Origin of the sequence: Planococcus daihaiensis (genome assembly GCF_049262615.1) — a bacterium.
In the GTDB taxonomy this organism is placed as follows: Bacteria; Bacillota; Bacilli; order Bacillales_A; family Planococcaceae; genus Planococcus.
This window is the reverse complement of record NZ_CP175504.1, coordinates 1222451-1234918: the sequence shown is the minus strand read 5'-3', so window position 1 is coordinate 1234918 and position 12468 is coordinate 1222451. Positions and strand designations below refer to the sequence as shown.

At 33.4% G+C, this 12468-nt stretch carries 9 protein-coding genes; 8 read left to right on the top strand and 1 reads right to left on the bottom strand.

The window, feature by feature from the left end; genetic code table 11:
* The first annotated feature begins 619 nt into the window (after positions 1–619).
* Complete coding sequence (locus DHX103_RS05790) at positions 620–1075, top strand: hypothetical protein (protein WP_422124327.1); 456 nt, start codon at positions 620–622, stop codon at positions 1073–1075.
* A gap of 262 nt (positions 1076–1337) precedes the next feature.
* Here the strand turns inward: DHX103_RS05790 and DHX103_RS05785 are convergent, their stop codons facing one another.
* Positions 1338–1607, bottom strand: coding sequence for a hypothetical protein (locus DHX103_RS05785; RefSeq protein ID WP_422124326.1), 270 nt, complete (start codon positions 1605–1607; stop codon positions 1338–1340).
* A 477-nt stretch (positions 1608–2084) separates the two neighbouring features.
* Here DHX103_RS05785 and DHX103_RS05780 point away from each other — a divergent pair, with 477 nt between their 5' ends.
* The 7 genes from DHX103_RS05780 to DHX103_RS05750 all read left to right on the top strand — a co-directional run bounded on the left by DHX103_RS05780 (position 2085) and on the right by DHX103_RS05750 (position 12401).
* Positions 2085–3704, top strand: coding sequence for a DEAD/DEAH box helicase (locus tag DHX103_RS05780; RefSeq protein ID WP_422124325.1), 1620 nt, complete (start codon positions 2085–2087; stop codon positions 3702–3704).
* Between the two features lie 18 nt (positions 3705–3722).
* Entirely contained in the window at positions 3723–5570 is a 1848-nt protein-coding gene (locus DHX103_RS05775; protein WP_422124324.1) for an ATP-binding protein, read from the top strand.
* Entirely contained in the window at positions 5512–6483 is a 972-nt protein-coding gene (locus tag DHX103_RS05770; protein ID WP_422124323.1) for a phospholipase D family protein, read from the top strand. Before DHX103_RS05775 ends, DHX103_RS05770 begins: the two co-directional genes overlap by 59 nt.
* Positions 6484–6596: 113 nt before the next feature.
* Positions 6597–7478, top strand: coding sequence for a DUF4007 family protein (locus DHX103_RS05765; RefSeq protein ID WP_422124322.1), 882 nt, complete (start codon positions 6597–6599; stop codon positions 7476–7478).
* Complete coding sequence (locus DHX103_RS05760; RefSeq protein WP_422124321.1) at positions 7468–10899, top strand: hypothetical protein; 3432 nt, start codon at positions 7468–7470, stop codon at positions 10897–10899. The genes DHX103_RS05765 and DHX103_RS05760 overlap by 11 nt, the downstream gene beginning before the upstream one ends.
* 14 nt (positions 10900–10913) lie before the next feature.
* The gene (locus DHX103_RS05755) at positions 10914–11714 is read left to right on the top strand and encodes a hypothetical protein (RefSeq protein WP_422124320.1); all 801 of its coding nucleotides are present in this window, start codon (positions 10914–10916) and stop codon (positions 11712–11714) included.
* A 309-nt stretch (positions 11715–12023) separates the two neighbouring features.
* Positions 12024–12401, top strand: a complete 378-nt coding sequence (locus DHX103_RS05750) for a hypothetical protein (protein ID WP_422124319.1) — start codon at positions 12024–12026, stop codon at positions 12399–12401.
* Positions 12402–12468: the final 67 nt, after the last annotated feature.

Below are 12468 nucleotides of genomic sequence, written 5' to 3'. Positions count from 1 at the left end.
ATACAATAACATAATTAAAGGGGAAAATATAAAACACCTTCAAAGTAGCACATTTCCACCAGTACAGCAATGCCCTATCAAGTCTGTATAGAACTATTAAATAGAACCACCTGCTCCAGATTTAGAACCACTTCGGACAAAAAATAGAAGCATTTGAAATATAAGAGAACCATACCTATACCCTTAGTTTACGGAATATTCCGCAAGCTAAGGGTATAGGAAGTTTTTTATAATCAACTATCGAGAGATTCTCTGATTAGGTGCTCAAGAGATATCTGAAAAGGGAATTACAGCTAGCTGGGAGTGTTCAAGAAATACAATTACTGACGTGTTGAAGCAAACAGGAGCGGAAGGTGTTTCTGCCCTTTCGCGTGAACTAGAAGATAGAGAGCTTCAAAGTAAGCGGCAAATAGTATAATTGAATAGTCATTGTATTGTGATGAAACAAAAAAACATAGGAGAGATGGCTCTGTGGTGAAGCTTATCACTTTGCTTGATGAAAATTTGGTTTGCACATATATATAGATATCGGTCGAATTCATTCGTTTTTCTGTGAAATCTACTCGCAAAAAATGTGTCTTCCTGTGTCCACTCTCACTATAATTGAAGTTTTCAAGATTTGCCGACCCAAGATGAAAAAGTGGTAATTACGTTATCGAATCGAAAAATGTTTTGTGATAAAGCCTCTTGTCATCGAACGACGGATGTCGAAACCTTTTCCTTTTTAGACAACAAAGCGAAGAAAATCAGGATATTGAAAAAAACCATCCTGAAAGTTTCATTGACACAAATTTCTGCCGCAGCCTATCTATCACAACATGTAGTGGACGTTAAAAAGGGTGCCTTCTGTAATTATCAAAAAAACATGCAGTTTTTAATTGAAGAGACGATTGAAGCGATCTGCATCGATGATTTCATGATGAAAAAAGGGGATGAGCTACGAAACTTTCGTGAAAGATATGATAAATGGAAAGAACCTATTGGGCGGTTACTTTCTAAAGAACTATTCTTTTTAACTCCAGCTTTCTGCATGGCTTCCACTGCTGTTAGAACTGTAGATTTCCATTTTCTATAAACCTCTTAGAATTCCTCTGATACAAAAACCTTGGTCTGCCGAACTGGTTTCCATTTTGTAATGCCAGATCAATTCCTTCATGCTGCCTTTGCCAGCTGCGTTTCTGTTCCTCTTCAGTCATCCAGGGTAGGATCTGCAAAATCAAGTCCGCATTAAAGTGTCCATACTATCTATATATTGAGTCGTATCAAATAACGGCGTATCCAGCACGACAATATTTGCTTCTAATAAGATGTAAAATCGGACTTAAAATCGTTGCTTGTCATTCGATATTTTTATCTTTGAATAGAGATGACATTTTTCCGCTCATCCCCGGATAAGCATATAATGATTTATAAAAAAAGAAAGAATCAAATTCATTGTAATGATTTTTTATATCAATAGGAGATAGAAATGTAACATCTTTTATATATTTCGGTTTTCCATCATAATCGAAATCTAAAACAACAATATTTTCCGCGTTTACACTAACTAAATGGTCAATCCACATTTTAGTATCTATATTATTCCCGATAATTATATGAAAAATCATAATAGTCTCCTTTAAAATGCTTTAAATTCCTTATTTAGGAAAAAGTGTTTAAAAATAAATGAATTACGGTTAAAATAGATTTATAGATGCAGTAAAATAATACTATAGAAGATTTAATTATCATTTCGGATTGTATTTTATCGAAATGCATCGACGTTGTTAAATAATAACCCTACATTTATTTATTCATGAAAAGTAATCCAACATGTATTAAAAAGTATAACAGAGGTTGAGGTTGTCGAACTTCATTTAAAATATTATTAAAGAATTTATAAAATAAAATTTTGGAGAAAAATTGGAAAGTTAAAAGCTATATTTTCAATGATCAAAAATAGATAATAAGGCTTGGATAAGTAATAAGTACATTAATCACCTTTAATCTTATTCGGTGAAATGCTATTATTGTTATAATAATATATGTAATTTTTAGAAAATTACACCATCTAATTCAACATAAAATTTCCATGGGAGGAATCAATGAAATTATACGAAGAGCTAGTACTGAGACTAGACGAGATTAGTGTTGAAGAAATTTTGAGTAGTGACACCTTAAAATTGATAAATAAATTCAACCCTGAAATAAGTTCGCTTAATTTAAAGCGGATTATACTTGATAATTTATCTCCAGTTCAACTTTTAAGAAATCCCAAACATAGACGTCACTTTATTGAGTCTTTAAAAGATTATGAAGCCAAAATACTACTTGAAATCTTAGGGTTTAATTACAATGGTTTGAGCCCTTATGAAGAGTTGTTGCGAATTAAATTTAAAAAAAATTCTAAAATTGAATACATGTTTTTTGAGTACTTAGGTATTCAACTGAACTTGTATGAGGAGGAAGAAGTAGAGGTAAGTGAATTTAAAGAGATGGTTCCAAGTCAATATCCTCTCTTTCTACATCAAAGAAATGCTATAAAAGAAGTCAAAGCAAATTTTCTGGACGGTACAAATAGAATTCTTTTACACATGCCAACTGGATCTGGAAAAACTAGAACGTCCATGAACATAATATGTACTAGCTTACGGGAAGAAGAGCCTGGGGTAATCTTTTGGTTAGCTTCTACAGAAGAACTTTGTAAGCAAGCTGCAGATGAATTTGCAAAAGCTTGGAACTGCTTAGGAAATAGGGATGTTGAAGTGTATCGGTTTTGGGGAGACCACGATTTAAACATGGAAGATGTTAAAGACGGTCTAATAGTAGCTGGACTACCTAAAATAGTGAGTGCTGTAAAAAAAGATGATGGCATTAAATTTATAGCGAATTTGGCTAATAAATCGAATTTGATAATTATGGATGAAGCCCACCAAGCGATAGCACCAACGTACGAAATGGTAATACAAGCTTTATTCAATTTGGGACATAATAATCAAAAGAAATTACTAGGTTTAAGTGCTACGCCAGGGAGAACATGGAATGATGTTGAAGAGGATACCAAACTGGCAGAATTCTTTTCAAGAAAAAAAGTTACTTTGAAGATTGAAGGTTATGATAATCCAGTAGATTATTTGGTAGATCAAGATTATCTAGCAGCCACTAATTATAAGGAGCTAAACTATTACTCTGATTATGATTTTTCAAATGAACTTAAGCAAGAAGACGGTGACTTCTCCATAAGAATTTTAAAGAAATTAGGAGAAGATTTAGAACGTAATTATAAAATTATTAATGCTGCAAAAAGTTTGATCAATCAACATAAGCGAATAATAATATTTGCCCCTTCAGTGGGGAGCTCGGACTTAATTTCTTTTGTTCTACAAAGCATTGGAATAAAAGCTTTCTCAATAACTGGGAAAACAAATAGTTCTGAGAGAAGAGCAAATATCAAAAAATATCTTTCTAATGAAGAAGAACCATTGATTTTAGTCAATTATGGTGTTTTAACGACAGGTTTTGATGCTCCGAAAACTAGTGCTGCAATTATTGCTCGGCCAACGATTTCGTTAGTTTTATATAGTCAGATGGTTGGGAGAGCAATAAGAGGGGGGAAAGCAGGGGGAAATAAAACTGCTGAAATAATTACCGTCGTAGATCAAAGTTTGCCAGGGTTCCAGAGTGTTTCAGATGCATTCAAAAACTGGGAAGATGTATGGGAATAATTAAAAGGGGGATTATAAATGATAAACACTGAACAGAATATCAATAATACATATGTGCCACCAAGTTTAGCGATAGAAGCTATGAGAGATAATGGGTATAAAAATACAGCGTATGCAGTAGCTGAGCTTTTAGATAATTCAATACAAGCCAACGCTACTCAAATAGAACTTCTTTGTGCTGAAAAAGAAACGAATTTTGGAAGTAGGAAAGTAAAGAATTTGTCACAGATTGCAATACTTGATAACGGTGAAGGAATGAATGAAGACGTTTTAAGGATGGCACTACAATTTGGTAATGGAACTAGATTATCTAAAGAAAAACGAACTGGAATGGGAAGATTTGGAATGGGATTGCCTGCTTCTTCAATTTCACAATGTAAACGGGTAGATGTGTGGAGTTGGCAAAATGGAGTGGAAAATGCAAAACATATTTATTTAGATATAAATGAAATAAAGAACGGTAAAAATGGTATCATGCCTGAACCAAAAATCGAGGAAATTCCTGATATATGGAAAGAAGTAAGTTCGGGCTTTGGAAAAAGTGGTACATTGATTGTTTGGAGTAGCTTGGATAAATTAATGTGGAGAAAAGGTAAAACTGTTATTGAAAACTCAGAGTTGTTGATAGGAAGGATGTATAGAAAATTTCTTGAAAGTGACAAGCTACGCATCCGGATGCTTTCTTTCGATAGAGAAAATAATAATAGCATTATTATTGAAAAGTGGGCGCTGCCTAATGATCCATTATATTTAATGGGAAACACAAGCTGTCCTGCTCCTTATAATGACGAGCCAATGTTTGATATGTTGGGTGAAAAAGAAAATTATGAAACAAAGTTTATAGTTAATTTTAATGGAGAGAACCATGAAATAGTTACAAGGTTCTCATATGCAAAGTCAGATGCACGTAAAACTGTACAGGCCGGTAGTTTGCCGCACGGAAAGCACGCTCAAAAAAATGTAGGAATTTCAATTGTTCGAGCTGGAAGAGAATTGGAGTTAGATCAGACATTAGTATTACAGCATGATGCTCGAGAACGGTGGTGGGGTGTTGAAGTCGAATTTCCACCATCATTAGATGAAGTCATGGGAGTTTCAAACAACAAACAAACTGCAAGTAACTTTTCTGGAATATTACAATACGCTAAAGAAATAGCAGATACAACAAGCAAGTCTGAAAAGTCTTTTCATGCATTAAAGCAAGAACTCGAAGAAGAAGGTGACCCAAGAGCGCCATTAATGGAGATAGCATTATTTATCGATAGACAACTATCAACTATTAGATCATTAATTCAAGCCCAAAATAAAGGCCAACAATCGAACGGAACAAAACGTCACGACGAAGTAGATGATAGTGCTGAGAGGAAAGCTACAGCAGATACGCAAGAAAGAGCAGATAAAGGTTTTGTTGGAGAAAGCGATAAAGATAAAGACATGTCTGAAGAAGAAAGAACCGCAAAAATAAAAGAAGATTTGATAAACACAGGGGTTGATGAGAATGAAGCAGAAGTATTAGCAGTAAGGTCTGTCTCAAATAACTTGAAATACACTTTTGCAAAAACACCGTTTGAGAGTGATGCATTCTTTAGTGTTAGATCTAAAGGAGGGGGTATAAATATTGTTTTGAATACAAGACATGATGCTTACACCCATTTAGTAGAGGTATTAGAGACCGATTATGAATCACTGGATATTGAAGAATTAAAGGGGAGATTACAGGAAGCTGGTTATGGTTTAAAGTTATTATTAATGGCGTGGGCAAGATATGAAGATGAACTACCTACTCCGTCAAAAAGTAACGCTGAAGATGCAAGAAAAGACTGGGGAAGAATTGCCAAAAAGTTCTTATCTTCACCTAATGAATAATATGATAATTCATACCCCAAAAATTGAATTGAAATTAGAAAAAGAGTTGAATTTAATAGAAGAAGAATTAATAATTATATCCGCTTTCTGTAAAATTGAAACTATTAAATGGATTGACAGTCACTTAAGAATGAGTGTTAAAAAAACTTGCTTAGTCCGTTTTAGAATGGAAGATATTTTAAAAGGATCAACAGACTTTGAAATATACGAATATTGTATTCAAAACAATTGGACAATATATTTTAATTTCAAATTACACTCAAAAATTTATTGTTTCGATAAAAGTTCTTACTTAATTGGAAGCGCGAATTTAACGCAGTCCGGAATAGGGCTTTCTGTAAATGCAAATATTGAATCAATGGTATTCGGTAATATGGGCTTAGAAGATTATTTAGAAATCAAAGAGATTGTAGATTCATCCATATTAATGGATGAATCTACAATTAATGATTTCAAGAGACAGTTACTGAATATACCTCCAATAGAAAAAGTTAAAGCTCAAGAGTGGATTATAAGTCGAGATTTAGAAAATTCAATTGAGAAAATTAAACTAAAAATTGAAGATTTAATTAAAAGTCCATCCCCACTCAACCTAACTAAAGAAGATAAAAAAATGTTAAACTTAAATGGAATGAAAAACGATCTTTTAACAGAAAAAGTACTAATGAATCAATTTGTAGAAACTAAGATATTCAGATGGCTATATAGGATTCTAAAAGAAAAAAAGGAAATATATTATGGATCCCTCTCTATGCAATTACATGAGAATCTAAGTGAAAATTATCCGTATATAAAACGTGAAGAAGTAAAAATGTACTTATCTAACTTACTTAAATGGATTCAATATTTCAATTTAGAGTTTTTAGAGATTGACAGACCGAATTATTCACAAAGAATACGCTTAAAAGTTTAAATTCCTGGATTTTATTGTTATAATTACATTAAATACGCACGTACGTTCCGTGTGTATTTTTTATCAAATATTTTCTACTGGAGCTATACTCCACTGAAAGAAGGCGTGCAAAAATGGGATATAGTCAACATCAAAGTTTCTATCTAAGAGACCGATGGCTTAGTAAAGCAATTAAAAATTTAGAGGTAAATAATTCCTTTTTCTATGAAAAAGATGCTTTTGAAAAGATGGGACTTGGAAAAAACATGGTTCAATCTTTAAAGCATTGGATAATCGCTACTAAGTTATTTGAAGAAGTGAAAGAAAATAATAACAAGTATCATCAAATTACATCACTAGGAAATTATATAAAAGAAAAAGACAGAGCAATTAAATATTTTAATTCAGCGGGATTATTACATCATTCTTTAGCTACTAATAAAGAAATAAGTACAACTTGGTATTGGTTTTTTAATATTTATACCGAGACTGTTTTTACTAGAGAAGAGGTGTTAGGAGAGTTAGCGAACTGGGTTCAAAAACGTGAGAAACGCGTTGTTTCGGAAAACTCTTTGAAAAGAGATATTGATTGTCTAATCAAGCTCTATACAACTGGTGGAAGCGCATCTGATCCTGAGGAAGTCATTTTAAGTCCTCTTCATAAGTTAGGTTTGATTGAGGAGAGAAACGGCATCATTTATAAAAAAGAAATGAAAATGGAAAAAGACAATTTGCTTTTAGTTGGTTATACCTTATTGGAATTTGGTGAACTTAATAATACATTGTCTGTAAGTTTGGATGACATCGTGCATAAGGAAGGGCTACTTGGAAGACTTTTTAATATGAAAAGATCATCTATCGTTACATTAATAAGTGAGTGGACAGAACACCCGGAATATCCAGCGATTTTTACCAGGACCAATAACCTTGATACATTACGTTTACCTGACGTATCTCCCATAGATTTTATTAATTATGAGTATCAACGAAAGGTAGAAAAAACTTATGATAACTAAGAACAAAAAAACGTTCAGTACAAGTGTTAACCTGAAATTTGATATCGGAAATAAGGAATTTGTTCAACGGTATTTGCCCACTCCTTCACATGCAGAGCTTTTAAAAGGTATTATTGGTGGCTTTCTAGGTGAAAAAAATAATAATGCTCATATCATGATTGGTCCATATGGGAGTGGCAAGTCTTTAGCTGCTACGATTCTCGCTGATATTTTTTCAAACAAAATTAGGGAATCTGACTTTGATAAGCTGATTTTGAAATTTAAAGACGTTGATCAAGAAATTTATAACAAACTAACTGATGCGAAAAATTCGGATTCCTATTTCATTCCAGTAGTGTTGTCGGGAAATGAAGGTCCGTTTAGTAGAACGATTATCAATTCAATTGTTAAATCAGTGAAAAATGCAGGCTATGAAATAAATGTCCCAGGCGAGGTTGAAGAGATACAGAAAACTTTAATGAACTGGGAATTAGAATTTCCAAAAACGTTGAATATTTTTAAAAGGTTATTGAAAGACCAAGGTTTTACATTAGCGCGGTGGTTAAAGGAGTTAGAGAACAATAATGAAAGAGAAATAGAATGGTTCAAAGAAACATACTCTAATTTAAGCGCGGGCGCAAAATTCCAAGTGGATTATGAAGCAAATTTTTTAGAGAAAATAAGTTATATTACTAATCAATTAAAAGAAAAGAATCTAAGATTCTTTATCGCCTACGATGAATTTGGTCGCTTTCTTCAATCTTTGGAAATTTCGCAAGTTTATAAAACTATGCAAGATCTTCAGGATTTAGCTGAAGCTGCAAATCGAAGTGATAATACACTTCAATTGTTACTGATTTCCCATAAAAATATGTCGCATTATATGCTTGGCCATAATGAGGAATTTAAAGCAGAGTTTCAGAGGATTGAAAAGCGTTTTAAAACATACTTTGTAGAAAGTGATAAGGCCACGTTCTATAGAATTGCACAGGAATTTACAAAGAACATTCAAGAGGAACATTTGTTACTTAATTTAGAAGCTGCAGATTCCAAATGGATTCTGAAAAAATATAACCTCTTTAGCGAGTTAAATCACCAAGAAACAGAAAAATTGATTGTAGAAGGTTCATATCCCCTACACCCTTTAGCTTTGTTTTTACTCCCTAGACTCTCAAGTACATTCGGACAAAATGAACGTACTCTTTTTACATTTCTAGAAAGTGATGAAACTGGCGGATTGAATAATTTCATCAATAAACGAAAAGATGGCATGTATTTTCCGCATATGTTATTTGATTATTTTTTTCAGAATTCTATGAACGATTATTTAGCAGATGATAGCTTCAAATCTTTAAAAACTTTTGTAAAAGTAACAAATAAGTTGAAAATGAATAAAGAGAATAAAGGGAAAGTAGATTTACTTAAGCTAATTACTTTATGGGATTTATCTAATTCTACAAATGTTGTTAAATTAAACAAAGAATTATTGAGTTTTGGAACTGGACAGGATTTAGCAGAAGTAAATGCAAATCTAGACGTATTAGTTCAGCAAAAAATGCTTCGTTTTAATCGCATCCTTGGTCAATGGGAACTTAATGAAGGTAGTTCGGTGTTAGTAGATGAATTGTTAGATCAAGAAAGAGCTTTATTGAAGATAACCAATGAAAATCGGTTAGATGTTTTAAAAGAGTTGCTAGAAAGAAAGTTCTATATAGCTACGGATTATAACGACGAAAAAAGCATAACTCGGTTCATGCAAGTGAATTTAATAACTTCAGATCTATTGACTGAAGACGGGTTTAAAGGGAAAATTCAGTTTGAGTCTGATGGTCACATATATTATGTTATTCCAACAGATAGTCAAAGTCTTGTTGACAGCGAAGAATCTATTGCTAATATTTCTGACAAACGTTTAATTTTTGCAATGACAAATAAAGAATTCAAAATTATACGAAACTCTGTTGATCGGTTAATTGGCTTAAGAGCTATATATTCTAACAAAAAATTACTTTCAGAACATATTAGATTGGATGAGGAAGTCAGCATTTTGATAGCAGAAATTCAGTTTGACATACACGAATTTCTGAAAGATTTCGAGGACTTCAATGAAAACGTTTCTTGGTATTATAAAGGAATGGAAATGTTTGTGACTCATCCCGTTCAGTTAGAAAATAAAATTAGTGAAATCATGTATGAGTTATACCCTGAAACACCTGAAATAAGAAATGATTCAATCAATAGAAGAAGCTTAAATGGTATGCAAACAAAAGCCATTCATACAGTATTAAATAGTGTTATTAAAAATCCGCAGTTTGAACGTCTTGGTATCGAAGGGCAGGGCCCAGATTATTTAATATATGCCACGGTATTTAAAAATAATAGTTTAGATCTTAGCAATTTGAAGCAAGTTTCATATTCACCATACAGGCTATTAAGGAAGACACTTTTGGAATATATTAAAACAAGTAAAGAGGGTTCTGTTAAAGATTTGGAAGCGATATTCACTGCTCCTCCTTTCGGGATTCGGAAACCTCTAGTTCCATTATTATTTGCAGGACTTCTGCGAGACATTTGGGAGCAATTAATGTTTTATAGAAATGGTATGTACGTGACAGCGATTGATGCCGAGAAGCTCTACGGTATATTCAAAGAGCCTGAAGAGTATGAATTTGTTTTTAATGATTATTCCTCTGAATTCTTACAGTTTGTAAGTGGCGTAGAAAAAGTATTCCATGAATATGAGAGTGAGTATGTTAGAGATCAGACTATAGTTATCAGAGCAAGCAGCGGTTTATTGAATTGGCTCCGCCAATTGCCTCGACATTCTCAAACCACGGAGCAGATGTCTGGAAATTTACTTAAATTTAAAACGATGGCTAGAAGAATTGAAGTCAATCCCATAAATAGCTTAGAAATGCTCCAAGCTAATTTTCAAGATCCGTTTAGATTAGCAAAAATGAAAGTAGAATTGGAAGGTCATTTTAACCAGTTCAAAGGTCAAGTGGAAAATAAATTACATGAAACTTTCTTAACGACTTCTTCGGACGAGCTGAAAGATCGATTGATGTCCTACTCTCCAGATGTAGTCAAAAGAAATAGGCTTTTAAAGTCGCTAGATAGGAAAGCGAACAATTTCATCGAACAATTTGCACTAAATTACACAGGAGTAGAATTAAGAAATTGGTCAGACACAACATTTGATTTATTCGTACAGCAGATGCAGAATGATTATAGGGATATGGAAATGTCTTCCGAAAATAAAGATACAATTTTATTGGGATATAATGATTCACATAAATCCATTAAAAAAGTTGAGCTTTCTAATAAAGCGATAACTGTTTATGAAAATGTAAATCGTATCATTAATAATGCCGGAAGAAGTGTCCCGAGAGAAGAGATAGAATATCTTGTCTTTAAGCTGTTAGATGAGTATATAGATTAAGAGGAGGGGCTATTTTGGAAAGAAAAAAAGTGCACGTAGCAATGTACAGTGGCGGTGCTTCAAGTGCATATGTTGCTTATCAAATGGTTCAGGCTCATGGGAAAGAGAATAGCATATTATTCTTTACGAATACCCTGTGGGAAGATGAAGATAATTATCGCTTCATGTATGAAGTTGCAGATTATATAGGAGTCGAAATTACTGAAAGAGTCGACGGTAGAACTCCTGAAGAAGTATTTTATGATTACCGCTTCTTGGGGAATTCTCGTTTAGCAAAATGTTCCGAAGAATTAAAGGTTCAACAAACCATTGTGTTTTTAGAAGAGCTAAGAGATGTACACAACTTAGAACCTGTTTTATATTTTGGAATTGGGCCTCATGAGACCCATCGCTCAGACAATTTGCGAGAATTCTATTCCCATCGACCTTTAGAACCCGTTGAAACTAGATTTCCTATGATAGAAACCTTCAGAGAAGATATTGATGTTAAATCTATTATTGAAGAAGAATGGGGTATAAAGCTACCAAGAATGTATGCTATGGGCTTCTCCCATGCTAACTGCGGAGGCCGGTGTGTGCGTGGTGGATTCCAGCATTACGCTCAACTTTATAATGTTTGGCCAGAACGCTATGCTCTTCAAGAAGAAATGGAAGAGAACTTCCGTAAAGATTTCGAGAAAAATGTTTCTATTCTTAAAAAAGATGGCGGACCATACACTTTAAGAGAATATAGAGAGCGAATGGATAGAGAAGGGGTAGAGCAGTTTTTGAAAATTCAGGATGAAACTGTGCCTTGTGTTTGTTCATTCTCTTAATATTTTTCCAATTGATTCATGTAAGGGTATTCTGAGAAAAGACGTGTTATGTACTAGTAAATAGATTATATAGATTAGTAAAAGCCCTCTCAGAAGAGTTATCCTTTTTTCTGGGAGGGTTTGTTCTATTTTTTGAAAACTTGTAATAATGTTAATGGCATTTTTATGTCCGTAAGTGGTTCTAATGCGACGAACAGGTGGTTCTATTAAATGGCTGTATGCATTGAGACATCATTTTGAGAAAAAAACACAATAAGTAAAAAACAAAATGTATTGGCAGAAATAGCACAGGAATTTGGAGGAACAATAATGGAATTCAAAATCACCGAAAAAGAAATGCAGTTTGAAAATGAGCAGTATGCATCAAGAATGATTATAAAAGGGAAAGGCCCGGGACATGATGGAGGAGAGCCGAGACTCCGTTGTGCTATTACACTGACTATCCGGATCAAAGGAACCGATAATGAAATAAAACTCACTGGTAATATCTATTGGGATGCCAAATATCCGAAAACGCATGTTTTCTTTACTGGCGGAAGTATAAGAGATTTTATTAGTGAACAAGGTATGGACTATGCCCAGTTTAAAACCGAATACTGGGATAAGGTGAAACGACTGGCAGCAAACGTCTTCACTGATAAAGAGATTCTTGATTACACTAAAATGATGGCACAGGAAAATGCGTAATTTAAATCTTTAATTGCAGAAATGAAATAGAGAAAGCGTACCGCCAAAAATGGCAGTCCGCTTTTTT

What these genes read in the sequence shown, in the direction of transcription:
- DHX103_RS05785 (WP_422124326.1), bottom strand. Translation starts at nt 1,607, where the DNA reads ATGATTTTTCATATAATTATCGGGAATAATATAGATACTAAAATGTGG.
- DHX103_RS05780 (WP_422124325.1), top strand. Translation starts at nt 2,085, where the DNA reads ATGAAATTATACGAAGAGCTAGTACTGAGACTAGACGAGATTAGTGTT.
- DHX103_RS05775 (WP_422124324.1), top strand. Translation starts at nt 3,723, where the DNA reads ATGATAAACACTGAACAGAATATCAATAATACATATGTGCCACCAAGT.
- DHX103_RS05770 (WP_422124323.1), top strand. Translation starts at nt 5,512, where the DNA reads ATGCAAGAAAAGACTGGGGAAGAATTGCCAAAAAGTTCTTATCTTCAC.
- DHX103_RS05765 (WP_422124322.1), top strand. Translation starts at nt 6,597, where the DNA reads ATGGGATATAGTCAACATCAAAGTTTCTATCTAAGAGACCGATGGCTT.
- DHX103_RS05760 (WP_422124321.1), top strand. Translation starts at nt 7,468, where the DNA reads ATGATAACTAAGAACAAAAAAACGTTCAGTACAAGTGTTAACCTGAAA.
- DHX103_RS05750 (WP_422124319.1), top strand. Translation starts at nt 12,024, where the DNA reads ATGGAATTCAAAATCACCGAAAAAGAAATGCAGTTTGAAAATGAGCAG.